This is a genomic window from Humibacter ginsengiterrae, from assembly GCF_054780115.1.
This window is the reverse complement of record NZ_BAAGWY010000011.1, coordinates 46,421-69,819: the sequence shown is the minus strand read 5'-3', so window position 1 is coordinate 69,819 and position 23,399 is coordinate 46,421. Positions and strand designations below refer to the sequence as shown.

The window sequence follows — 23,399 nt, the reverse complement described above, 5'->3', positions numbered from 1 at the left end:
ATCAGAACGACGTGACGCGTTCGATCGCCTGCTGGAACACCCCGCTCAGCGCCGGTCCGGCCAGACCCCAGATGATGATGACCAGACCTGCGGTCATCAGGGTGATGAGCACCCAGCCCGGCACATCGCCGCGTTCGTCCTCCACCAGGGACACCGTGCGTTCTCCGCTCCGCCACAGAGCATCCCTCCAGCGCCTTCTGCTCATCGACCCCGTCCCTCCTTCTTCACGTCTCTGGTTCTCTTCCCGCTCTTCTCGCCGCTTCAGCGCGCGTCTTCGTCCGCTCATCAGAAGCCCGTTTCCAGCACGACGATCCCGGGGAACACGGCGAACAGCACGGTCACGGGAAGAATCAAGAACACGAGTGGAACGAGCATCCCGATCTCCTTCTTGCCCGCCTGCTCGAGGAGTCCGCGCTTCGCCGACTCCCTGGCATCGGTCGCCTGTGCACGCAGCACCTCCACCACCGGAGTGCCGCGCTCGAGAGCGGTGATAACCGCGTCGACGCAACGCGTGAACTGCGGCAGGCGGATGTCCCGGCTCGCCTCGTTCAGCGCCGTCGCCAGCGGCACGCCCATGCCCGTCTCCGCGACCACGCGACCGAGTTCCGCTGCCAGCTCACCGGAGCCGGTGCGTGCTACACGTCGCATTGCGTCGAGGATGCCTTCGCCCGCGCTCAACGACAGCGTCAACAGTTCGAGAACGGTCGGGAATTCCTCCGTCATGCGGGTCAGCCGTCGCGTCACCCGCCTGGACAGCAGGCGATCCGGCAGAAGGAACCCGATCGCCGCCAGCACGATCGGCAACGCAACAAGTACGGCGGGAGGAAGCGGCCGCAGTGAACCGACGACGGCAGCGAGCGCTCCACCCGTGACAAGGGCACCCAGCGACCATGCCACCTGATGCAGGCGGAACTCCTCCACAGTGAGAGGGCTCGCGCACTGGCGAAGGCGGGCCGCGATCGCTTCGCTGCCGCCGAGCAGCCTGGACGCCGCGTTACGCAGCGCGCCCAGCGCCGGAGCGAGCACGGAGCCGATCACCGGGAGCGGCTGCACCGTGCTTCGTGCGGCATGTGCCCGCGCAGCCTCGGAGACGTCCACGAGGTACGGCGCCACCCGATCGGCCAGGCGCGGCCGCCGCATGCGCGGGAGCAACGCCACCAGCGACCACATTCCGAGTCCCAGGCCGATGCCGCACAGCACGCCCCATCCGAGCTCGCTGGTCATCGGAACCACCTGTGCTCCTCGGGAAGCCGGCCGATCGCCAACATGACGCGGTACGCCACCAGCGAGACCACGAGGCCAACCACGATGACCACGGCACCAAGCGGCGTGTTGTACGCGACGGATGCCTCGGGGCGGGTGGCCAGCAACGCGAGAACAAGCCACGGCGCGGCGACTCCGAGGCGCGCGGCACCGACCGTCCAGGATTGCCGCGCCTCGATCTCGGCCCGCACCGCCGCATCGTCGCGCAACGACGCGGCCAGCGCCTTCAGCACGCCGACGAGCTCACCGCCTCCGACCTCGCGCGCCATCTTCAGGGTCTCGATGATGCGATCGGCGACGGGATCGGCCAGGACGGTCTTGAGGCGGTCCGCTGCGGGCGCGAAGACTCCGCTGGACCGGTAGTCGCGTTCGAAGGCGGCGAACGCGTCCCGCGTGGATTCGGGCGCCGTGCGGGCGAGGGCCGCGACACCGTCGGGGAGGGCGAGTCCGGAGCGCACGGCTGAGACGAGTTGGTCCACCACGTCCGGCCACATCGTGCGATTGGCGCGCGACCGGGTCGCAGCGCGCCAGGAGACAAGACTCCACGGTAACCAGGCGCCCACCGCGGCCAGCCCGACGGACAGCGCGACGAGGCCGAACACCGCTTGCGCAATGGCGAAGAAGACGAGTGCGAGCAAGGTGCTGACGGCGACGAACGCCGAAGGAGGGAGCGCTGGCATGCCCGCGAGCACCAGCTTCCGGCGCAGCCCGCCCGCCCGCGGCGCCTTCCGCATCGTCACGCGCGAGGGCCACAGGAACGGCGAGGCTGCCAGCAACAGGCCTACGCCGAGGGCACCGCCAAGGCCGATCCCCGCGATCATCGTGCGAGCACCACCGCGGGATCGAGGCCCGCCGCTTCGAACTTGGCCCGCTTCGCCGGGTATCCGCCGGTGGCGACGAGCTCTCCGTTCCGGGTCGCGAACACCTGGCTCGCCTCGATCACACCGCCGGTCACACTCCCGGTCGGTGCCAAGATCTCGGTCACGCGTCGTCGCCCGTCGCGCTCCAGCGAGCAGAACACCACGATGTCGACACAAGAAGCCACCGTGGGGACGACGAAGCTCGAGTCGATGTTGCGACCGGCCAGCAGTGGCAGGGTGCACAACTTAGCCAACGCCTCGCGTGCGCTGTTCGCATGAATGGAGCACGCGCCGGGCAGTCCGGAGTTGAGAGCAAGGAGCAGGTCGAGACTCTCCGCCTCACGCACCTCGCCCACGACGAGCCGGTCGGGGCGCATCCGCAACGCCTCCTTGATGAGGCGCCGCAGGGTGATCTCACCGGTTCCCTCGAGGCTGGGCTGCCTGCATTGCATGCTCACAACATCGGTCGCCGTGAGGTCGAGTTCGAACGTCTCCTCCACGGTGACGATGCGCTCACCGGGGCGCGCCGCCGCCAAGAGCGCACCGAGCAGTGTGGTCTTGCCGCTCTGGGTCGCACCGGAGATGAGCACGTTCTGGTTCGCGAGTACGCACATCCGCAGGAATTCCGCGGCCTGCCTGGTGATGGAACCGAGTGCCACCAACCGACCGAGGTCCCTGATCCGTTGCGAGAACTTGCGCACGTTGACCGCCCAGTGCGCCCTCGTGACATCCGGGATCACCACGTGCAGTCGCGACCCGTCCGGCAACGAGGCGTCGACGAACGGGGACGAGACGTCGACCCTGCGGCCGGATGCCTGCAGCATCCGCTCCACCAGGTCGCGCACCTGCGCGTCGGTGAGCGCGAGATCGATGCGCTCCGAGCGCCCGTCACGCGCGATGAAGACGCGGTCGGGGGCGTTGAGCCAGATCTCCTCGACCGTCGGGTCGTCGAGATAGGGCTGCAGCGGTCCGAAGCCGGTGAGCGAGGCGAGCACCTCCCGTTCCGTACGCACCTCGTCTGCCACCAGCGGCAACGACCCGCCCAGCGCGTGCTCCGAGTACCGGCGCACCTCGTCGCGCGCATAGGCCATCGCTCGCGGAGCATCCGTCGTGAGGTCGACTCCGTCGCGTCGCACCCGGTCTCGCACGCGGTCGGCGATGAGGCGCACGGGATCGTTCATGCGGTCATGATGCCGCCAGTGCCGGATGCCTCGCCGAAGTTATCCCCAGGCATCGGGCCGCCGGCGGGAATCCACCAAGGATGAGCGCCGGAACGCGCTGCAGCTATGCTGATGGGCGCCCTCGCGGGAGTGGTGAAATTGGCAGACACGCAGGATTTAGGTTCCTGTGCTTTCGAGCGTGGGGGTTCAAGTCCCCTCTCCCGCACAAACGATTGAGGCTCGGGAAAGGGAGCTCGCTCACTTTCCCGAGCCGATTGAGCTTGTTGAGCGATGCGAAGCATCGCGATCACTCCTCTTAGGCGTTCCTTACCCTGCGTCTGCGACGCTGGACGAGCGGAGCAGCCCCACCCTCGATTCGTGGGGTTAACACCCGGTTTCGCTCGACCCGCCGTCGGTAGACTCACTGCAAACGCGTATTCGACGCACTGCTCAGCGTCACATCCCTCAGCTCATCGCCGATGGCCGGTTGCCGCGTTCAGCGGGCGCCGACGACAGGAGACTCGTGTTCCACACCGCACTCATACCGTGGCTCGACCCCAACGTCATCATCCACTCGGTCGGTCCGTGGGCACTTCTCGTGGTGTGCGGGATCATCTTCGCGGAGACTGGGCTGCTGGTGGGGTTCATCCTGCCCGGCGACACGCTTCTGGTGATCAGCGGCATCCTGACGTTCACGAAGATGGTCTACGGCCTGCCGATCTGGTGGGTCTGCGTCTTCATCGCCATCGCAGCGTTCATCGGCGGAGAAGTGGGCTACCTCATCGGCCACAAAGCCGGCCCCAGCATCTTCGAACGCAAAGAGAGCGGACTGTTCAGCATTGAGAACGTGAAGCGGACGAACCGGTTCTTCGAACGCTTCGGGCCGTTCGCGATCATCCTCGCGCGCTTCGTGCCCGTGGTGCGAACGTTCGCGCCCGTAGCTGCAGGCGTCGGGCACATGAGCTACCGCCGCTACACGCTCTACAACGCGATCGGTGCCTTCCTCTGGGGAGCAGGGCTGACGCTGTTCGGCTGGCTGCTCGGCTTCATCCCGCCCGTCGCGCACTTCGTCGAGCACTACATCGACATGATCCTGATCCTCGCCGTGGTGGTGACGGTGGTCCCGGCCCTCGTGCACTACCTGCTGGGCCTTCGCAAGTCGCGCAAGGCCAAGGCGGAGGCTGCGGCGACGGATGCTCACTCCGCCACGCCCGATCAGGCGGTGGCGTCCGAGCCGGCTTCGTCCTCGAAGCGTCACGCCGACGAGCCCGAGGTCTTCGGCGGCTGATCTCAGCGCAACTCGAGACGTCAGCGATGCGTGTCGCCCTCGTGCTCCGCGTGTTCGGCCGGCTCGAGCTGGAACGTCGAGTGTGCGACGTCGAAGTGCTCGGCCAGGCATCCGCCCAGCTGGTCGAGCAGTGCTCCGGCGTGACCGCGCGCGAAGATGTCCGGCGACACGACGACGTGCGCGGAGAACACCGGAGCACCCGAAGTGATCGCCCACACGTGCACGTCGTGAACCGCGACCACTCCGTCTGTGCCGAGGATGTGTTTGCGGATCTCGGCCACGTCAGTCGACGCGGGCGCCGACTCGCTGAGCACGCGCACCACCTCGCGCAGCAGGCTGAGCGCGCGAGGAACGATGAGCGCCGCGATGACGAGCGACGCGATGGCGTCGGCCCAGCCGATCCCGGTGGCCAGAATGACCACTGCAGCGGCGATCGTGGCGAGCGAGCCCAGAGTGTCACCGAGCACTTCGAGGTACGCGCCACGCATGTTGATGGATGCCTGCGCTCCACCTCGCAGCACCAACAGCCCGGCCACATTGCCGGCGAGCCCGATCACGGCGACCACGAGCATCCAGTCGCCCTGCACGTCCGGATGCCCGCCCAGACGGAACGCCGCACCAATCGCGACAGACACGGCCACACCGATCAGGATGAGGGAATTCACGAGCGCACCGAACACCTCGACCCGCCGGAATCCGAACGTCTGGCGATCGGTGGCAGGACGAGCGGCGACCGTCGCGGCGACGAGTGCCACGATCAGGCCGACCAGGTCGCTGACGAGATGTCCGGCGTCTGCGAGCAGCGCGAGGGATCCGCTGAGGAGCGCGCCGATGATCTCGAGCACGAAGACACCGAGCACGATCGCGATGACGACCACCAGGCGGCGCCTGCTGGATGCGTGAGCGCCGTGGTCGTGACCGACGCCGTGATCGTGGGAATGCGACATGTCTCTTCAAGGGTAGGCGCGCGTCCAGGGCCCCGATCTGGTGGCTACTCCCCCGCGAGCAACTCGTGCAGCACCGGAACCATCGCGCGGAATGCCCGCGCGCGGTGGCTGTCCGCGTTCTTGACGTCGGAGTCGAGCTCGGCAGCCGTGTGCGTCGAACCGTCGGGCACGAATGCGGGGTCGTAGCCGAACCCGTTGGTCCCGCGCGGTTCGCGCGCTAGCGTGCCGTCCCATTCCCCCTCCACGGTGCGCTCGTCGGCGACGCGGCCGTCTTCGGCAGGTCTCACGAGTGCGATGGCGCAGGTGTAGTGCGCACCGCGGTGACGGTCGGGCACGTCGGCCACCTGAGCGAGGAGCAGAGCCAGGTTTCCGGCGTCGTCGCCGTGCCTGCCGCTCCAGCGTGCGGAGAACACGCCTGGCGAGCCGCCGAGCACGTCTACGCAGATGCCCGAGTCGTCCGCGAGCGCGATGAGGCCGGTGTGCTCCGCCGCGACGCGCGCCTTGATCAACGCGTTCTCGGCGAACGTCACCCCGTCTTCGACCGGCTCCGGCCCGTCGTACTCGACGAGTTCGACCTGGGGCATGCGCTGCGCGATGATCGCGCCGAACTCCTCGAGCTTGTGCTTGTTGTGCGTCGCGAGCACGACACGGACCCGATCATCCGTTCGGATGCCCGTCTGCCGCACCTCGCTCACGACCCGGCAGCGTCGGACCCGCTGCTCGCCGTGGCCTGCTGGGCACCACTACGGCCGGCCTCGCCTTCGGACGAGCCGTCACCGAGAGCCCGGGATTGGAACGAGGCCAGCTCGCGGCACCCGTTCTCCGCGAGGTCGAGCAGGGAGCCGAGCTCGCGACGGTCGAACGGTGCACCCTCGGCGGTTCCCTGCACCTCGACGAAGAGGCCACGACCTGTGACGACGACGTTCATGTCCGTTTCGGCGCGTACGTCTTCGACATATGCCAGATCGAGCATGGGCTCGCCGTCGATGATGCCGACCGACACTGCGGAGACGCTGTCGATGAGCGGTGTCGCGCGCTGCGCGATGAACTTGCGCTCCTTGCCCCACGCCAGCGCATCCGCGAGCGCGACGTAGGCACCGGTGATGGCCGCCGTGCGGGTGCCGCCGTCTGCCTGCAGCACGTCGCAGTCGAGCACGATCGTGTTCTCTCCGAGCGCCTTCATGTCCACGACCGCACGGAGGCTGCGACCGATCAGGCGGCTGATCTCGTGCGTCCGGCCACCGATGCGTCCCTTCACCGATTCCCGATCGGTGCGCTCGTTGGTCGATCGCGGGAGCATCGAGTACTCGGCGGTCACCCAGCCCTTGCCCTTACCGGTCAGCCAACGCGGAACGCCGTTCGTGAAGGATGCCGTGCACAGCACGCGCGTGCGCCCGAACGAGATGAGCGCACTCCCCTCCGCCTGTTCGTTCCAGCCCCGCTCGATGGTGATCGGGCGCAACTGGTCGGTCGTTCTGCCGTCGGCTCGGATGGTCTCGCTCACCGCTCCACCTTATCGGCGAGCGCGGGCCTATCGGCGGGCGTGGGCCTATCGGCGGGTGTTGGCCTATCGGCGAGCGTCGAACCCGGGCAGATCGATCGCGCCGGTGCGCACGACGTCGACGACCGGCACCTCGGTGCCGAGCATCCGGTGCGCGAGCCGCACGAAGGCTTCTGTGTCGTCGCCGGTCGCCTCGTACCGGATGCTCGGCTCGCTCGCCGCCGTGCGCTCCAGTCCTTGCGACACCAGCACCCGGTACACGTCGTTCGCCGTCTCCACATCGCTGGAGACCAGCGACACTCCCTCGCCCATCACGTACGAGATCGCGCCTTTGAGGAACGGGTAGTGCGTGCACCCGAGCACCAGGGTGTCCACACGGGCGTCTTGAAGCGGACGCAGGTATCCCGCCGCGACATCCAGCAGCTCTGGTCCGCTCGTCACGCCCGCCTCCACGAATTCCACGAAACGCGGACACGCCTGCGTGAAGAGCTGCAGCGACGGAGCGGCGGCGAAGGCGTCCTCGTAGGCGCGGGAATTCACCGTTCCGACGGTGCCGATCACCCCGACGCGGCCGCTGCGCGTCGTGGCGACGGCCCGGCGCACAGCGGGCTGGATCACCTCGACGACGGGAACGTCGTAACGTTCGCGCGCGTCCCGCAGCATGGCTGACGATGCGGTGTTGCACGCGATAACCAGCATCTTGACGCCCTGATCTACCAGGAAGTCCAGCGCCTCGAGCGCGAGTGCGCGCACCTGCGCGATCGGCTTCGGGCCGTACGGCGAGTTCGCCGTGTCGCCGACGTACAGCACCGACTCGTTCGGCAGCTGGTCACGCACGGCGCGGGCGACGGTGAGCCCGCCCACGCCCGAATCAAGGATGCCGATCGGAGCGTCTGTCACAGTCCTCCAGGATACGGCCGCCACCTGCTCCAATAGGCTGAGGCACGTGACGCCACCGCACGAGCGCCGCTCCTCCGCGCTACTCACGGACCGCTATGAACTCACCATGCTCGACGCCGCCATGCTCTCCGGCACCCACGAACGCGAGTGCGTGTTCGAGGTCTTCGCACGTTCGCTGCCGGGCGGACGTCGCTACGGCGTCGTCGCTGGTACGGGACGGCTGCTCGAGCTGATCGAGCGATTCCGGTTCGAGGATGCAGAACTCGAGTGGCTGCGCGACAACCGCGTGGTGCGCGACGAGACGCTCGACTGGCTGGCCGACTACCGGTTCAACGGCACGATCCGCGGCTATCGGGAAGGCGAACTGTACTTTCCGGGGTCGCCGATCCTCGTCGTGGATGCCCCGTTCGGTGAGGGCGTGCTGCTGGAGACCCTGGCGCTGAGCGTGCTGAACCATGACTCCGCGATCGCCAGCGCGGCCGCGCGCATGGTCTCTGCCGCAGCTGGACGGCCCTTGGCCGAGATGGGCTCTCGGCGCGCACATGAAGAGGCGGCGATCGCCGCTGCCCGTGCCGCCTACATCGCGGGGTTCAGCGCGACGTCCAACCTCGAGGCCGGCCGCACCTGGGGCATCCCCACCATGGGCACCGCCGCGCACGCGTTCACCCTTCTGCACGACACCGAAGAGGATGCCTTCCGCGCGCAGGTGCGCTCCCTCGGTCCCGGAACCACGCTTCTCGTGGACACCTACGATGTGCACAAGGCGATAGAGACCGCCGTCCGCGTCGCGGGGACCGAGCTGGGGGCCGTGCGGCTCGACTCGGGCGATCTGCCGGTGCTCGTCGGGTCGGTGCGGGCACAGCTGGACGCACTCGGTGCTCGCAACACCCGCATCACCGTGACGAACGACCTGGACGAGTTCGCCATCGCCGCGCTGCGCGCCTCGCCCGTCGATTCCTATGGAGTGGGTACGTCGCTGGTGACCGGATCCGGTGCGCCGACGGCCGGCATGGTGTACAAGCTCGTTGCGCGGAAGGATGCGGCCGGCGCGTGGGTGCCGGTCGCCAAGGCATCCACCGGCAAGGCGTCCATCGGCGGAGCCAAGGTGCCCGTGCGGGCGATCGACAAGCTCGGTATGGCATCCGCAGAGGAGATCCACGTGCTGCAGAGCGCGACCCCGATGCCGGCGGGCCGCCACCTGCACGTGCCGCTCATGCGCGACGGCGTCGCCGGGCGCGAGTATCTCGGCGCGGCGGGCGTCGAGGCGGCGCGACGCCATCACGCGATAGTGCGGGAGGAACTGCCCGAATCGGCGTTCCGGCTCGGGCGTGGCGAGCCGGCCCTGCAGACGGAGTACGTCTGAGATGCGCTACTCGTCGCTGAGACCCTCGTAGATCTTCTTGCACTCCGGGCATACCGGGAACTTCTGGGGGTCGCGATTCGGCGTCCACTTTTTGCCGCACAGCGCGATGACCGGCTTGCCGGTGACCGCGGACTCCAGGATCTGCTCCTTGCGCACGTAGTGCGAGAAGCGCTCGTGGTCGCCCGGCTCCATCTGCTCGTTCTGGGTCAGCTCCTCGAGCTCGCGGTCGAGGGTGGCCAGGCCGCCGCCGTCGGGTGCCGCGCCGGGACCGCCGGGTTCTGCGATGCTGTTGTCGACCATCCCGACAGCTTAACCGAGCGGCCGCCGGACGTCAGGCGTTGCGCAGTGCGAACGCCATGATCTCGGGTCCCCTGCGGTTGTAGGCGACTGCGCCGAGCAGCACGCCCGCGACGAAGAGGACGACTCCGATGCCGAGCCCGGTCCACAGGCACATCGTGAACCACTCCGGGCTCTGTACGACGCCGAGCACCATCATGGCGATGGGCGCTCCCGCGAACAGCGCGGTGAGCAACAGGCTCGCGAACTGCGCGAACGTCGCCGCTCCGCCTGTGTGCTGCGGATGCGCGAACGCGCTGTCACCGGGGCGCGGAGCCGCATACGGCGTGAGCGCCGACGACACGCTGGAGAGTCCGAGTCCGGTCAGCACGAGGCACACGCTCACGCCCGTCACCGCGGGCAGAACGTCCCAGTTCCCATACGCGAGCACCGTGAGGATGCTCCCCACCGCGACCACGGGAACCGCGATCAGCACCACGGGCGCGAGGCGGCCGAGGCGATCGGGAACACCGCGGGTTCCGGAGGCGATGTGCAGCCAGATGGCCGTTCCGTCGTACGCGATGTCGTTGTGCGCCACCCACCCGACGAACAGGCAGATCACGGGCAGCGGGATGAGTGCGAGGTCGTGCGGCCGCACAGCGCCGGAGATGAGCAGCGCCGCCACCATGATGAGCGGGAACAGCGGGACGAGCACGAGCTGCACCCAGTAACGCGAGTCGCGACCCCAGTAGGTGAGGCTGCGGGCGGCGATCGCACCTGCCGGGCGCGCGGGCATCCTACCGAACCAGCCCAGACCGACGTAGGTCTTCACCGACACCTGCCGATCGGGCGTGACGACCATGTGGCGCACCAGGGCCCACCACGCGCCGGCGACGATGGCGAGCGTCACGATGGCGATCAGTAGCTTCAGCACGGCCAGGCCCCATCGACCGGCTGCAGCGTCGCCGCCCACCGACCAGGCGGCCCCGAAAGGCGTCCAGCTCACCCAGTTCGCTGCGGAGTGCACGACCCGGAGACCGTCTCGGCTCCAGTTCAGGGTCGCCAGGAAGAACGCGACAGGCAGAAGCATGACCACGATCAGCACCGCGACCGTCGCGCTGAACTCCCGGGCGCGACGCGTCGACAGCGCGAACGCGGCAACGGATGACGTCAGTCGCGCCGCGAGCATCCACGTCGGCACGCAGATCACCGCCGCGATGAACGCGAGCACGGCCGCGCCCGGGGATCTCGACCACGTCACCACGGTGAACAACGAGCACACGAGAAGCACGAGCGCCGGCACCGATGCCAGCGCCGCGGCGCCCAGCCCGACAGCGATCTGCCGTGACTCGAGGCCCAGCATGGCGTACGACCGCGGGTCGAACGTCCCGTCGTGCCTGCTGAACAGCGGCACGAGCAGGAAGCACAAGGCGGCGGCGCCGCCGGCGATCACGAGGATGTCGCGCACCAGCTGCCCGTCGCTGGCAGTGCGCGCCGACGCCAGAACCCCGCAGACGACGACGGTCAGCGCCGCCGTGTAAAGCAGGCCGACGACCAGTCCGAACGCGTGCCAGCCGCCCCGACGGAATCCGCTGCCGAGCGACGCCAGCTTCAATCGGAGAAACTGTGCAACCATTCGAGCCCCTCCACGGCCTTGCGGCCGCCTGCGAGTTCGATGAAGTGGTCCTCGAGCGTCTTCTCTCCGCGCACCTCGTCCACGGGTCCGGAGTCGAGCACGATACCGCCGACGATGATGGCGACGCTGTCGCAGATGCGCTGCACGAGGTCCATGCCGTGGCTGGACAGCAGCACGGTGCCCCCGGCATCCACGTACCGCTGAAGGATGCCCGTGACGGTCGCCGCCGACACCGGATCGACCCCCTCGAACGGTTCGTCGAGCACCAGAAGTCTGGGCGAGTGGATCATGGCCGCGGCCAGCGACACCTTCTTCGTCATGCCGGCCGAGTAGTCCGCGACCAGACGCCCCATGGCGTCTTCGATGCCGAATGCGGCGGCGAGGTCGGCTGAGCGCTGCCGGGTGGTGGAGGCGTCGAGCCCGCGCAGCGTTCCTGCGTAGTACAGAAGCTGCGCGCCGGTGAGCTTGTCGAAGGTGCGCAGGTGGTCGGGCAGCACCCCGATGGCGCGTTTCGCGGCTCGCGGATGCTTGCGGGCATCCACACCGTTGACAAAGACGGCACCGGAGTCGGCCCGGAGCAGGCCGGTCACGATGGACAGTGTGGTGGTCTTGCCGGCGCCGTTCGGTCCGACGATGCCGTACATCGATCCGGCACGGATGCTGAGGTTGACGCCGTCGACCGCGACCACGTCGCCGTACCGCTTGTGCAGACCTGTGACCGCCAGCACCACCGGCGCCGTCGTCGGCGGAGCCGGCCGCGCGGGCGGGTAGGCCCGGGTCTCGGCCGCGCGGCGCGCACGCGGGGGCGGCGAGGTTTCGAGTCCGGTCGCGGATGAGTCGTCCTGGCGCGTCAGCGTCGAGCGATCGATCGTCTCCTGCAGGAACTCGTCCTCGGGCGCACGCGCATTGAGCGTCTCTTCTCGCCGATCAGGTTCGAGCTGCTCCACGGACGGTGCGCGGCTAGGCGTGTCGTCCGCCTCGGTCTCCCGCACCAACTCCGCCAGCAGGTCGGGGCCGCCCTCTTCCACCTCTCGCTCGGCCTCAGCGTGCGCCGCCGCAGCTGCAGCGGCCCGTCGCCGTCGTCCGAAGAGTGTGATGCGCTGGCGGGATCCGGTGTTCTCGTCGACTGTCGAGGACAGCACAGGCATCGGTCCCGTGTCGACGTTGTCGTGATCCGGCTCGGGGGCCTTCGGCTCGACCGTTCTCGGCTCCGCGGTCTGAGGCTCGACTGTTGTCGGCTCCGCTGCCTTCGGCTCGGGCTTGCGCGGTTCCACAGTCTTCGGCTCAGTAGTTCTCGGCTCGGCGACCGCAGGAGTCCTCGGCTCGACGACGACGGCGGGCCGAGCCGAGGTCGAGATGCCGGCTCCCTTCGTCGCCCGGGTCACCGTGCCGCGCGCGCGGGAGGAGCCCCTCGGACCGCGCGGTCCCGTGGCCGTCACGACGGCGGCAGGTTCGCCCCCAGCAGCATCGGCCACGACGGAGGTGTCCGCGGCAGCCCCGGTCGCGCGAGGCCTCCCACCACGGCGAGCATCGCTCGACTTCGCGCCACGCGTGCCGACAACGGGGGCGTCGCCTGATGAGCCGGAACTGGGAGTATCCGTTCCACTCACCGTCTGGGCGCCACCCGCGATTGTCGTCTGCGGGTCTTCTTGCACGCGCCTTACCCCCGTTACCGTGGTCCCCTCGAACGCTCTACGCTAACGTACCAATCTTCGTCGGAACACCCCTGGATGGACCCATCGTTCTCTGCTGTCATGGTGCCTGCGCCACAAGGTGTGGCTCCCGTCGAACATCCCGTTCTGATCCTCCGAAACTCAGGTGGAACAGGCAGACATTCAGGCGGCCGGCCGACATCCGCTTTCTAAGAGCACTCCCATAAAACGATCACGAAACGGCAACGCCCCGCATTCGGGGCGCAGAGAGCCGGTAGATTCGATTTCGGCACAACGCGGTGTCTTTGTACACACGCATCAGTGACACTTCGGTGAACGGAAGCGGTCGGCGCGGAAACGCACCTCCAAGATTCACTGCCGATCGGCTGTCATCCGCAAGTCACACAGTTCAACTCATGGGGGGTCGACTATGCGCACGAATGACAGGAGACGAAACGTGACCACCGCACCGCAGGTCGTGATTCTCGCGGCAGGTATGGGCAGCCGGCTCGGGCGTTCGCTCCCGAAGCCGCTGACGGAGCTCAGTGACGGCCGCACGATCATGCAGCAGCAGTTCGACAATATCCACGCCGCCTTCGGACCGAAGGTCAAGGTCACCATCGTTGTCGGCTACAAGCTCGAGCACATCGTCGAGGCCTTCCCGGACGCGTCCTTCGTCTACAACGAGCAGTACGACCAGACCAACACGTCGAAGAGCCTCATGCGTGCGCTCAAGTCGAGCAGTAACGGTGGCGTGCTCTGGATGAACGGCGACGTCGTCTTCGACCCGGGTGTGCTGGTGCGCGCTGCGGCCGCGATCGCTCGTGATCAGTCCTTCGTCACGGTGAACACCGCCAAGGTCTCCGACGAAGAGGTCAAGTACACCACCGGCGCCGAGGGCTACATCGAAAAGCTCTCGAAGACCGTCAAGGGCGGACTCGGCGAGGCCGTCGGCATCAACTACGTCTCCAGTCACGACAAGGCCGCACTGCTGCATCACCTGCAGCGCGTCGACGACCAGGACTACTTCGAGCGCGGCCTCGAGCTGGCCATCCAGCACGACGGAATGCTCGTGGAGCCCATCGACATCTCCGACCTGTACGCGGTCGAGATCGACTTCGCAGAAGACCTGGAGCGCGCGAACCTCTTCGTCTGAACCAACCGCTCCACAATGTGACGGATGCCGTCGGCCCGCTGGGTCGGCGGCATCCGTCTTCTGCTCAGCCGGTCATCGCTACGATCGTGGAGTGACGATCTCTGCCGCCGCGCGACCGACCGAGCGCATTCAGCGGTCGCCGGTCGGGCGCTACCGGCATTCACTGTGGTTGCTGACCAAGCGCGACCTGCACGTGCGCTACGCGACGAACGCGCTCGGTTACGTGTGGTCGATTCTCGACCCACTGCTCATGGCGGGCATCTACTTCCTCGTCTTCACCGTGATCTTCCACCGCGGTGGCATCACCGAGGAGCCGTACATCGTCTTCCTGCTCTCCGGGATGCTGCCGTGGACGTGGTTCAACGGGGCCGTCTCCGACTTCACCCGGGCGTACAGCCGAGACGCCAAGCTCATCCGTTCCGTAGCGATTCCGCGCACGATCTGGATCAACCGCATCGTGCTCAGCAAGGGCATCGAGTATCTCTTCTCGCTTCCCGTGCTGGCGTTCTTCGTCATCGTCACCGGGGCACAGGTGCACTGGCAGCTCGCGCTCATGCCCCTTGCGCTCCTCATCCAAGCTGTGCTGCTCATCGGCCTGGGGCTGCTGGTCGCCCCACTCGTGATGTTCTTCCGCGACCTCGAGCGCGTCGTCAGGCTGCTGCTACGTCTGCTCTTCTACGTCTCCGCCGTGCTCTATCCGGCGACCGCGGTGCCCAAAGACTTCCCGATCTTCAAGGTGTTCTCGGATCTGAATCCGCTGGTGGGCCTGTTCGGCATCTACCATTCGGCGTTCTTCCCGAACGACTTGCACTGGGACCTGGTGCTCAGTTCGGCGATCGGCAGCGTGATCTTTCTCATCATCGGCTGGCTGGTCTACTCCCGCACGATCCGCAGCGTGCTGAAGGAGATGTGATGACGACTTCGACCACCACCGGCACGATGATCGAGGCGACGGATGTCGGCATCCGCTTCAAGAGGAACCGTTCATCGCGTCGTAGCTTCAAGGATCTGTTCTCGTCGCGTCAGCGCCGGTCGAAGCCCGACGAGTTCTGGGCTCTGCGCAACGTGTCGTTCGCCGTGCCCGCGGGTGAGGCCGTCGGTGTTGTCGGACGCAACGGGCAGGGCAAGTCCACGCTGCTGAAGTTGGTGGCCGGCGTCATCCTGCCCGACGAGGGCACGGTCGAGGTGAAGGCGGGAACCGCCCCGCTCATCGAGATCACCGGCGGCTTCGTCGACGACCTGAGCGTGCGCGACAACGTCTACCTGACCGCAGGACTCCACGGCATGTCCAAGGCGGAAATCGACGAGCGATTCGACGACATCACCGGCTTCGCCGACATCGGCAACTTCCTGGACACGCCGTACAAGCACCTCTCCAGCGGCATGAAGGTGCGCATTGCGTTCGCAGTGATCACGCAGCTCGACGAGCCGATCCTCATCGTGGACGAGGTGCTCGCAGTGGGTGACCGCATGTTCCGGGAGAAGTGCTACAAGCGCATAGAGGAGATGCTCAGCCAGGGTCGGACGATGTTCTTCGTCTCGCACAACGAGAAGGAGATCCGTCGCTTCTGCACCCGCGGCCTCTATCTCAACGACCACGGGCTCGCGCTCGACTCCGACATCGATTCCGTTCTGGCGCGCTACAACAGCGATTACGGCGCCTGAGGCGTCCCAGTTCAGACCGGCTCTCTCCGTGCACAGAAGACCGGTCGAAGAGGGCATCCACAGCGGATGCCGGCTCGTCGGATGCCCCGCCTAGCCTCCCTGCATGACCACGACTCGACCCGACGAGCCCACCGAGGACTCGACCCTCGCGTACCCGGTTCCGTTCGCCTTCGACCGCAGCTCTCCCCCGCGCTATCGACTGCGCAACGCAAGTCTGGAGACACTGACCGGCGTGAGGTTCTCCCTCCTCGGTGCGGGCAGCATGCCCGTGCAGGCACCGATCACGCTCGAACCGGGCGCGGTCGCCGAGATCCCGATCTACGGGCAGGATCTCGCGCGGTCGACAGTTCTCGTCGTGCGATGGCACCGGGCCAACGGCGACGAGTACCTGTGGCGAGCGAGCTTCTGACGCGCGCTAACGCATCCGTTGGCGCGCCTCGAGCCATTCCTTGGCAGTGACGTTGTGCTGATGGCCCGGGTAGTCCGCCGTCGTCAGCCCCTGCAGCAACTCCCCCGGTTCGACTCCGAGCACGGTGGAGATTCGGATGATCGTCTCCATGTTCGGGTTCGCGCGACCGCGTTCGAGCTTGCCGTAATTGGTCGGGTGGATCTCCGCGAGGTGCGCCACCTCTTCCTGGCTCAGCGCCAGCCCGGTGCGGATGGCGCGCAGCCGCTTCCCGAAGACGCCAGCGGCGTTGGAGAACGGCTCGACCACGCCTTCTTGTCTACGAATCAGGCAGCGTTCGTATCCAGAGTGTTCGTGCCCTATTGGGTGAGGTTCGTAGAGAATCTAGCGAGCAGAGGCTCGCAGGACGAACTCGCCCGGCGACCGCTACGCTCCTTCGTCTTCGCGGAAGACCAGGGGGTTCGGGCTCTCCCAGCCACGAGCGGCCGCGACGCGCTCGGCCTCCTGATCCATCGCATCCTGCGGCTTTCCGGCGCGACGACGCGTCGCCCAGCGGAACGTCAGCGCACGAGCGGCAGCCAGGTCGCCGACATCTGTGCGTTCGGAAACGCGCACGCACATCGCGAACCAGCGCTCGGCGTCATCCAGCCTTCCGAAGTAGGCCAGCTCCTCACCCACCCGCTCGAGCACCGTCCACGGAAGCGCACTCGCATCCTCACGAACGAGAGCACGTGCTTCCTTCACAACGTCTGTCACCTCGTCACCTCGGTCGAGTGTGAGAAGCGCCGTCACGAGGTCGGGGACGGCATCGAATGAGTCGGGGTCGCCGCTGGCCTTTGCGGCGCGCGCCAGTTCGAGGGCCCGCGGCGCATCGCCCAGGGTCAAGGAGTGCTCCGCCGCGATGCAGAGCAGGTGAGCGCGCGTGATGCCATCCAGCTCGATGTCCGCGCTGTAGGTCCATTCGATCAGCGTCTCGATACGCTGCCGCAGCATGTCGTCGCGTGATTGACCCTTCGCGGGCCGGGAGACCTCGAGGGCGCGGACGTCGTCTTCGGTGATCGTGCGAGGCACCCGTCTCACTCCTCGTCGGACTCGAGCTCGGCCGCGTAGCGCTCGATGATGATCGCGGCCGCGTCGTCGAGGGTGTCGCGCGGCATCCCGAGCTCGGAGCGAACACGTGCTCGGCCGATCAGCATCGACTCGTACTGCGACTCCGAGCCCGCGACGTTGCCGCTGTCCATCGCGCGGATGCCCATCGAGTACCAGCGCTGCGCCTGCTTGAACTCATCGACGAGTTCGAAGAAACCACCCAGCACCAGGAACGTATTGAGCTGCCGCGGGGACTCCTTGCGCAAGGCGTCCGCGAGCTCGAGTGCGGCATCCGTCTGACCGCCCTGGTACAGCGCCTGCACGATCAGGGCACGCGGATCGACGTAGGCGGGACCGCCGTCGTCCCGGGCCGCCTCGTACATGCGCAGCGCCTCGGCGTGGTCGCCCGCATAGCCGAAGTCCTCGCCGGCCTCGATCAGCACGGCTGCGCGCGAGACGTCGTCTGCCAGGCGATAACGGTCGGTCTCCATCGCCCACGCACGCAAGGTCTCGGCGATGGAGCCGTCCGCTCGGTCGGCGCGGAGGCGCACGTCGTCGAAGTCGTTCTGCGTGATCAGGCGAGGCACCCGGCCAGCTTAGGAGAAACCACCCAAGGTGCAGTCCCGCGGTCGCCTATGCGGCGTGCGGAATAGGTCCCGTCCGTAGACTCGGAAGCATGGCTCGCTCCAAGAAGGTCAAGCCGTTCGTCGGCGTCACCGGCACGAGCACAGCTCGCGGTGTCGCCATCCCGACCCGGCTGAACCGCGGGGTCGACCGCTTTCTCGCCGTGCAGCGACCCGTCGTGCTGGCGCATCTGAGGAGCATCAGACGCAGGCATCCGGATGCCGCACCCGGCGAAGTCGCGTACATCCTGGGCCGGCGCTACCTTGCGGCCGTCACCACGAGTGGTGCAGCGGTAGGTACGACGGCCGTAATCCCGGCGGTCGGCACCGTCACGACGCTGGCGCTCTCGGCGGTCGAGACCGCGGCGTTCCTCGAGGCGACGGCGCTGTTCGCTCAGTCGATCGCCGAACTGCACGGCCTGCCTGTGGACGACCCGGAACGCGCCCGCGCGCTGGTGCTGGCTCTCATGCTCGGCAAAGAGGGATCCGACCTCGTGCGTCAGTGGGGCGTGGAGCTGACCCAGCGTGAGGTCACCCGCGAGGTGTACTGGCGGCAGGTGGTCTCCAGCAGCATCCCGCGCGTCGTCATCGGCCCGCTCGTGCAACGCCTTCAGTCCGCTGCGGCGAAGCGGCTTGCAACGAAGGGGACGGCGAGCATCCTCGGCAAAGCGCTTCCGTTCGGCATCGGCGCCGTCGTCGGCGGAGCGGGAAACCGCATCACGGGATCCCGGGTCGTGCGATCCGCGCACGTCGCGTTCGGGTCGCTGCCCGAGGTCTTTCCTGCGGCACTGGACGTTGCGGCGGCAGAGGAACCTGTCGACGGAGCCGAGCTGGTTGTCGTCGAGTAACGGCGGTTTCGGTACGCCCGCTTCGCAGCGCGCGACGCAATCGACTACTGCAGTTCAGACGACGGGCGGGCGCCCGGCCAGGGTCATGCGCCACACGGTGCGCCAGCGGATCGGGCGTCGTTCGCCGGGGTCGTCTCTCCAGCCCGCCGCCCAGCCGGCGAACCAGGGGCGCAGCGTCTTCGGGTTGCGGCCGCCACGCAGGAGTTGCACGCCCGTCCACGTCGCCACATACACGGGCGCGAGCACGGCAGGAAGGTTGCGCCTTGCGACCCACACCCGGTTGCGCGCGTTGCGCCAGTAGAAGTCCCTGTGCCGGGTCGTCGGCACGTTCGGATGCCGTGCCTCCAAGTCGCCCGCGTACCAGGCACGTTTGCCCTGGTCCCAGACACGCCACGCGAGCTCGATGCCCTCGTGGGCGTAGAAGAACGGCCCGGCCCAGCCGCCCACCGCCTCGAACACGCTGCGTGGCATCACGATCGCGCCCTCGACGAGCGAGAAGACAGCGCTCGGCCGTGCAGGATCCCCCTTCCGCATGCGCGGGACCCAGCGGCGCGGTGGGATCGAGTCGTCGATCGTGCGCACCCGCGGCTGCAGCACCCCGATCGTGCGGTCGGCACGGAAGCGGGCGATGGCATCGATAAGGAACGTCTCGGATTCGACGTATTCGTCGTCGTCCAGAAAGAACAGGAACTCCCCCGTCGTCTCCGGCACACCGGCATTGCGGCCGGCAGGGATGCCGAGGTTCTCGGGCAGCCCGAGCGCTTTCACCCGCGCCGGCAGGCCGGTCGGCCTCCAGCCGTTGCCCACGCAGACGATGTCGACCTCGACGTCGCGCTGTGCGAGAACGGATGCCAGTGCCTGCGCGAGTTCCCGCGGCCGTGTTCCCTGCGTGAGCACCACGACGCCGACCGTGGGCACGCCGGAGCTCATGACTTGAGCCGCTTCGAACTCATGATCGCCAGGAAGTGACCGATCAGCCCCAGGATCGCGAATGCGAGCAGTACGACGAGGTAGACACGTTCAGTGACCGGCGACCCGGTGAACAGGGCGATGATGGCGACGACGAACGTGAGCAGCGTCAGCTCGACGGAGTGGAACATCCGGTGGAATGGGAAGAACTTCACCGCGCGACGAGCCAAGGCGATGAGGCGGTGCTGCGGGGCGGCATCCGCTTCGGCATTGCCGAGCCGGGGCAGGCCGGCATAGGCACGTGCGACCCGGGTGAGATCGTTCAGCGCCTTGTTGAGCACGAGCACGAGGGCGAGCGCGAAGCCGAGCGTGGTCCACAGGTAGTCGTCCGGTGCCTCGAACGGCCACGCCGCGGCGCGCAGGCCGAGGACGATGGCGATGAACGTCTCCGTGGAGTAATGGCCGACGGCATCCAGGAAGTGCCCCGCCGGCGACGAACTGTTGCGCCATCTGGCGACCTCGCCGTCGCAGCAGTCGAACAGCATCTGCAGCTGGCCGAGCACGACGGCGATCAGTGCACCCCAGAAACCGGGGATGAGCAGGGCGGCCGCGGTGAGCCATCCGGTCAGGATCATGAAGCCCGTCACGCCGTTCGCGCTGATGCGGGTCTTCAAGAGCGTCCAGGTGAGATACGGCGAGATGTCGCGCAGGTAGAGGTGCGCCGTCCAGTGCTCGGCGTTGCGCCGCTGCCGCACCTCAGGCGGTTGCGTCACTTCGCGCAATTGGGCGATGGACGCCGGCCGGCGGTAGGAATCCGAAGCCGACACGCTACCTCCCGGATCGGCTGTGCAGGTCGTGCGACAGCTCGAAGAATCCGCCGATGAAACCGATGCCCCAGCTCAGGTGGATCGTCGGCACGACGATGACGAAACGCAGCATAGCGGGGGCCCCGTCTCGGGAGCCGATGGTGAACGAGGCTGCGAGAACGAACAGAAGATAGAGCACGGGAATGACGAAGGCCAGGGTCAGCCAGCCGAGCGGCGCTCCGATGATCAGACCGGCGATGCCCAGCAGGCCGACGATGACCGCTGCCGCGAGCAGGAGGACGAGCACGGGCGGCGCCAAGTAGCGCAATGAGTTCGCGGACGGGAAACGTCGCACGAGCTCGCCACGCCACATGCCGGTGGCGAAGAACTGGTTGACAAGCGAGCGGATGCTCGACCGCGGCTGATACGTCACCACAAGTCGCGGAGTGAACCAGACGGTGCCCCCGGCGGCTCGCAGGCGGCGGTTGAGCTCCCAGTCCTGGCCGCGACGCACGCCCTCGTCGAACAGACCCGCCGCCTCGAGGCGGTCACGCCGGAACGAGCCGAGATACGCGGTCTGCGCAGGGCCCTCCTTGCCGCCGACGTGGTGCTGCGTGCCGCCAAGGCCGGTCCGGGAACGGTAGGCACGGGCGACCGCCTTCTCGAAGGGGGTCGTGCCGCGGGCATCCATCAGTCCCCCGACGTTGTCGGCGCCTGTGAGCTGCAGCGTCTCGACGGCGATGCGGGTGTACTCGGGTGGCAGCAGCGAGTGCGCGTCGACACGCACCACGATCGGGTACGAGGATGCCCTGATCGCGGCGTTCAGTCCGGCGGAGGTGGACGCGACCGGGTTGGGCACGACGCGAACGTTCGGATGCTCGCGCGCGAGCTCGTCGAGCACGTCCTCGGTGCCGTCGGTGCTGGGTCCGACCGCGAGCGTGATGTCGTAGGGGCCCTGGTAGTCCTGAGCGAGAAGACGCTCCACCGCTGCGCGCACGTACGGCGCTTCGTTCAGCACCGGCATCACGTACGAGACACCTGGAAGTGCACCCGCCCTGTCGAGGGCGCTTTCGGCGCCTGAACTGCTGGCCTCGCCCATCACATCCGCTCGTCGAATCGTCGGCTCAGCCTATCAGCGCGATGAGAGCCGGCTCAGCGCCCTAGGGGGCAGAAACGATCGCGGGTTGAGTCCGATTGTTCGAACTCAACCCGCGGTGCCGTGCTCCGATTCAGTCGCTCGACAGCGTGCCCAGCGTGACGTCGACCTGCTTCGTCTGCCCGCCTCGGTCGTAGGTGAGCGTGGCCTTGCTGCCGCCGGCCAGTGCCCGAACCTGGGCCGTGAGATCGGTGGAGTCGGTGATCGGCTTGCCGTTGAAGTTGGTGACGATGTCACCGGCCTGCAGGCCCGCGTTCGCCGCCGCGCCGCCAGAGCTGACCGACTTGATCAGCGCACCCACCGTCGTCGCGTTCTTGTCCGACGTCGAGTCGGTGACCGTCGCGCCAAGCAGACCGCTCGTCGCTTTGCCGTTCTTGATGATGTCGTTCGCGACGCGCTGAGCCACGTTCGACGGGATGGCGAAGCCCACTCCGATGCTTCCGGACTGGCCGCTGGAGTCGCTCGACGAGTTCGCACTCGCGATCGCGACGTTGATGCCCATGACCTGGCCCTTGCCGTTGAGCAGGGGGCCGCCGGAGTTGCCCGGGTTGATCGCGGCATCCGTCTGGATGACAGGGAGCGAGATGGTGCTCTGTGCCGACGACTGGCCCTGGCTGTTGCCGTTCTGCCCGAAGTTCCAGAAGTTGAACGGGCTGTTGCCACCCTGGTCGTTCTGGTCCTGCTTGGGAGCCGCGGACGAGGCGATCGAGATGCTGCGGTTCAGCGAGCTGACGATGCCGTTGGTCACGGTGCCGGACAGGCCGAGCGGGGCGCCGATCGCGATGGTCTGGTCGCCGACGTTGACCTTGTCGGAGTTCGCGAACGTCACCGGCGTGAGGCCGCTGGCGTTCTGCAGCTTGATCACCGCGAGGTCGAGGATGGGATCGGTGCCGACCACCTTGGCCTGGTAGATCTTGCCGTCGTTCGTCGTCACGCTCACAGTCGGGTTGCCGGTGGACCCGTCGAGGGTCACCACGTGCGTATTCGTCAGGATGTAACCGTCGGAGCTGAGGATGACGCCCGACCCGGTGCCCGCTTCCTGGCCGCCCGTGACGTTGATCGTGACGACGCTCGGGCTGACCTTCGACGCCACCGCGGTGACGTTGGTGGCGGTCTGCGGGTCGTTCACCGTGACATTGGTCGCGCCCGTAGATGCCACAGGCCTACCCGTGTTCGAGTTCGCCGCATAGATACCGACCACGCCGGCACCGACGCCGCCGCCGAGGAGACCCGCGAGCACGAATCCGGTGATGAGCAGTCCGGCTCGGTTGCCCTTGCCGTCCTTCTGCCTGGCGGGCTTCGGTGCTTCACCCGGCTGCTGCTGCGCGTAGGGCTGCTGGCCCGCGTAGGTGGGCTGGCCGAATGCTCCGTGCTGAGGAGCCTGCTGGCCCGTCGGCTGACCCGCCTGCTGCGATGCGTACTGGTAGTGACCGGGCTGCTGCGGGTAGCCGGGCTGCTGGCCGTAGTGGTAGCCCTCCTGCGCGTACGGGTTCTGCGAGCCCTGCTCGGGCTGCGCCGGTGCCGGCGCGGCGGCAGTGTACGGCGGCAGTTGCTCCGTCGGCTGGGTCTGGTTGGCCTGGGCGTCGTGAGCGGACTGCTCGGCCGTGGGCTGATCAGCCGTCGACTGCTCCGCCGCGGACTGCGCGTCCCCAGGGTGCTGGACGGACTGCGCCGCCTCAGGGTGCTGGGCGGACTGCGCCGAGTCGGCAACCGAGTCCTGCGCGGGCGGCTGCTGCGGTGCCGTCTCCGGCGTCTCCGCGGGATCCTTCGGTGTGTCGGTCATCTGTCGTGCTCCTTCCAAGCACTCCAAGCATCCGCTGTCATGCTGGGCATCGCTTATGGGCAATCTGTGAACGGACTAGAACGATCCCATGGGACCGGAATGAGTGATTGGC

General features: G+C 67.6%; 25 protein-coding genes and 1 tRNA gene. 8 read left to right on the top strand and 18 right to left on the bottom strand.

Annotated elements, in window-relative coordinates:
- Position 1 precedes the first annotated feature (1 nt).
- From ACYVII_RS13405 to ACYVII_RS13390, 4 genes are all read right to left on the bottom strand, one after another.
- A complete protein-coding gene (locus ACYVII_RS13405) occupies positions 2-205 on the bottom strand; it encodes a hypothetical protein (protein ID WP_460535854.1) in 204 nt (67 codons plus the stop codon).
- Between the two features lie 80 nt (positions 206-285).
- Complete coding sequence (locus ACYVII_RS13400; protein ID WP_460535852.1) at positions 286-1,224, bottom strand: type II secretion system F family protein; 939 nt, start codon at positions 1,222-1,224, stop codon at positions 286-288.
- A complete protein-coding gene (locus tag ACYVII_RS13395; protein ID WP_460535850.1) occupies positions 1,221-2,084 on the bottom strand; it encodes a type II secretion system F family protein in 864 nt (287 codons plus the stop codon). The genes ACYVII_RS13400 and ACYVII_RS13395 overlap by 4 nt, the downstream gene beginning before the upstream one ends.
- Positions 2,081-3,304 carry a CpaF family protein gene (locus tag ACYVII_RS13390; RefSeq protein ID WP_460535848.1) on the bottom strand — a complete coding sequence of 408 codons (1,224 nt, stop codon included), beginning with the start codon at positions 3,302-3,304 and terminating at the stop codon, positions 2,081-2,083. Before ACYVII_RS13390 ends, ACYVII_RS13395 begins: the two co-directional genes overlap by 4 nt.
- 123 nt (positions 3,305-3,427) lie before the next feature.
- Between ACYVII_RS13390 and ACYVII_RS13385 the strand changes: the two genes are divergently transcribed.
- Together ACYVII_RS13385 and ACYVII_RS13380 are read left to right on the top strand one after the other, a co-directional pair.
- Positions 3,428-3,509 (top strand) — tRNA-Leu (locus ACYVII_RS13385).
- Positions 3,510-3,806: 297 nt separating this feature from the next.
- On the top strand, positions 3,807-4,571 hold the full coding sequence (locus tag ACYVII_RS13380; RefSeq protein WP_460535846.1) for a DedA family protein: 765 nt from the start codon (positions 3,807-3,809) through the stop codon (positions 4,569-4,571).
- Positions 4,572-4,591: 20 nt separating this feature from the next.
- Here ACYVII_RS13380 and ACYVII_RS13375 read toward each other — a convergent pair whose 3' ends face one another.
- The 4 genes from ACYVII_RS13375 to murI all read right to left on the bottom strand — a co-directional run bounded on the left by ACYVII_RS13375 (position 4,592) and on the right by murI (position 7,919).
- Positions 4,592-5,518, bottom strand: coding sequence for a cation diffusion facilitator family transporter (locus tag ACYVII_RS13375; RefSeq protein WP_460535844.1), 927 nt, complete (start codon positions 5,516-5,518; stop codon positions 4,592-4,594).
- A gap of 44 nt (positions 5,519-5,562) precedes the next feature.
- Positions 5,563-6,213 (bottom strand): non-canonical purine NTP pyrophosphatase, encoded by a 651-nt coding sequence (gene rdgB, locus ACYVII_RS13370; protein ID WP_460535842.1) that lies wholly within the window; start codon positions 6,211-6,213, stop codon positions 5,563-5,565.
- The gene (rph, locus tag ACYVII_RS13365) at positions 6,210-7,022 is read right to left on the bottom strand and encodes a ribonuclease PH (protein WP_460535840.1); all 813 of its coding nucleotides are present in this window, start codon (positions 7,020-7,022) and stop codon (positions 6,210-6,212) included. Before rph ends, rdgB begins: the two co-directional genes overlap by 4 nt.
- A gap of 63 nt (positions 7,023-7,085) precedes the next feature.
- Entirely contained in the window at positions 7,086-7,919 is an 834-nt protein-coding gene (gene murI / locus ACYVII_RS13360) for a glutamate racemase (protein WP_460535838.1), read from the bottom strand.
- Between the two features lie 106 nt (positions 7,920-8,025).
- Here murI and ACYVII_RS13355 point away from each other — a divergent pair, with 106 nt between their 5' ends.
- A complete protein-coding gene (locus ACYVII_RS13355) occupies positions 8,026-9,282 on the top strand; it encodes a nicotinate phosphoribosyltransferase (RefSeq protein WP_460536001.1) in 1,257 nt (418 codons plus the stop codon).
- A gap of 6 nt (positions 9,283-9,288) precedes the next feature.
- Here the strand turns inward: ACYVII_RS13355 and ACYVII_RS13350 are convergent, their stop codons facing one another.
- Genes ACYVII_RS13350 through ACYVII_RS13340 form a run of 3 tightly spaced genes read right to left on the bottom strand, consistent with a single transcriptional unit; the run spans position 9,289 to position 12,633 of the window.
- Positions 9,289-9,582 (bottom strand): DUF3039 domain-containing protein, encoded by a 294-nt coding sequence (locus tag ACYVII_RS13350; protein WP_460535836.1) that lies wholly within the window; start codon positions 9,580-9,582, stop codon positions 9,289-9,291.
- Between the two features lie 31 nt (positions 9,583-9,613).
- Positions 9,614-11,194, bottom strand: coding sequence for a hypothetical protein (locus ACYVII_RS13345; RefSeq protein ID WP_460535834.1), 1,581 nt, complete (start codon positions 11,192-11,194; stop codon positions 9,614-9,616).
- Positions 11,170-12,633, bottom strand: a complete 1,464-nt coding sequence (locus ACYVII_RS13340) for an ATP-binding cassette domain-containing protein (RefSeq protein ID WP_460535832.1) — start codon at positions 12,631-12,633, stop codon at positions 11,170-11,172. The genes ACYVII_RS13345 and ACYVII_RS13340 overlap by 25 nt, the downstream gene beginning before the upstream one ends.
- Positions 12,634-13,303: 670 nt before the next feature.
- Between ACYVII_RS13340 and ACYVII_RS13335 the strand changes: the two genes are divergently transcribed.
- The 4 genes from ACYVII_RS13335 to ACYVII_RS13320 all read left to right on the top strand — a co-directional run bounded on the left by ACYVII_RS13335 (position 13,304) and on the right by ACYVII_RS13320 (position 16,076).
- On the top strand, positions 13,304-14,002 hold the full coding sequence (locus ACYVII_RS13335; protein ID WP_460535830.1) for a phosphocholine cytidylyltransferase family protein: 699 nt from the start codon (positions 13,304-13,306) through the stop codon (positions 14,000-14,002).
- Between the two features lie 97 nt (positions 14,003-14,099).
- Entirely contained in the window at positions 14,100-14,915 is an 816-nt protein-coding gene (locus ACYVII_RS13330; protein ID WP_460535999.1) for an ABC transporter permease, read from the top strand.
- Complete coding sequence (locus ACYVII_RS13325) at positions 14,915-15,667, top strand: ABC transporter ATP-binding protein (protein ID WP_460535827.1); 753 nt, start codon at positions 14,915-14,917, stop codon at positions 15,665-15,667. Before ACYVII_RS13330 ends, ACYVII_RS13325 begins: the two co-directional genes overlap by 1 nt.
- A 103-nt stretch (positions 15,668-15,770) precedes the next feature.
- Positions 15,771-16,076, top strand: coding sequence for a hypothetical protein (locus ACYVII_RS13320; RefSeq protein ID WP_460535825.1), 306 nt, complete (start codon positions 15,771-15,773; stop codon positions 16,074-16,076).
- A 6-nt stretch (positions 16,077-16,082) separates the two neighbouring features.
- Here ACYVII_RS13320 and ACYVII_RS13315 read toward each other — a convergent pair whose 3' ends face one another.
- The 3 genes from ACYVII_RS13315 to ACYVII_RS13305 form a co-directional block, all read right to left on the bottom strand.
- Positions 16,083-16,382, bottom strand: a complete 300-nt coding sequence (locus ACYVII_RS13315; protein WP_460535822.1) for a helix-turn-helix domain-containing protein — start codon at positions 16,380-16,382, stop codon at positions 16,083-16,085.
- Positions 16,383-16,499: 117 nt separating this feature from the next.
- Positions 16,500-17,144, bottom strand: coding sequence for a hypothetical protein (locus ACYVII_RS13310; protein ID WP_460535820.1), 645 nt, complete (start codon positions 17,142-17,144; stop codon positions 16,500-16,502).
- 5 nt (positions 17,145-17,149) lie between these two features.
- Positions 17,150-17,749, bottom strand: coding sequence for a tetratricopeptide repeat protein (locus ACYVII_RS13305; protein WP_460535818.1), 600 nt, complete (start codon positions 17,747-17,749; stop codon positions 17,150-17,152).
- Positions 17,750-17,838: 89 nt separating this feature from the next.
- Here ACYVII_RS13305 and ACYVII_RS13300 point away from each other — a divergent pair, with 89 nt between their 5' ends.
- Positions 17,839-18,633: a hypothetical protein gene (locus tag ACYVII_RS13300; protein WP_460535816.1), complete on the top strand. Its 795-nt coding sequence runs from the start codon at positions 17,839-17,841 to the stop codon at positions 18,631-18,633.
- Positions 18,634-18,687: 54 nt separating this feature from the next.
- On the opposite strand, the gene ACYVII_RS13295 is transcribed toward ACYVII_RS13300, so the two are convergent.
- From ACYVII_RS13295 to ACYVII_RS13280, 4 genes are all read right to left on the bottom strand, one after another.
- The gene (locus ACYVII_RS13295; protein WP_460535814.1) at positions 18,688-19,563 is read right to left on the bottom strand and encodes a glycosyltransferase family 2 protein; all 876 of its coding nucleotides are present in this window, start codon (positions 19,561-19,563) and stop codon (positions 18,688-18,690) included.
- The gene (locus ACYVII_RS13290; RefSeq protein WP_460535812.1) at positions 19,560-20,369 is read right to left on the bottom strand and encodes a CDP-alcohol phosphatidyltransferase family protein; all 810 of its coding nucleotides are present in this window, start codon (positions 20,367-20,369) and stop codon (positions 19,560-19,562) included. Before ACYVII_RS13290 ends, ACYVII_RS13295 begins: the two co-directional genes overlap by 4 nt.
- A 1-nt stretch (position 20,370) precedes the next feature.
- The gene (locus ACYVII_RS13285; protein ID WP_460535810.1) at positions 20,371-21,447 is read right to left on the bottom strand and encodes a glycosyltransferase family 2 protein; all 1,077 of its coding nucleotides are present in this window, start codon (positions 21,445-21,447) and stop codon (positions 20,371-20,373) included.
- 130 nt (positions 21,448-21,577) lie between these two features.
- The gene (locus ACYVII_RS13280; RefSeq protein WP_460535808.1) at positions 21,578-23,287 is read right to left on the bottom strand and encodes a S1C family serine protease; all 1,710 of its coding nucleotides are present in this window, start codon (positions 23,285-23,287) and stop codon (positions 21,578-21,580) included.
- Between the last annotated feature and the right edge of the window lie 112 nt (positions 23,288-23,399).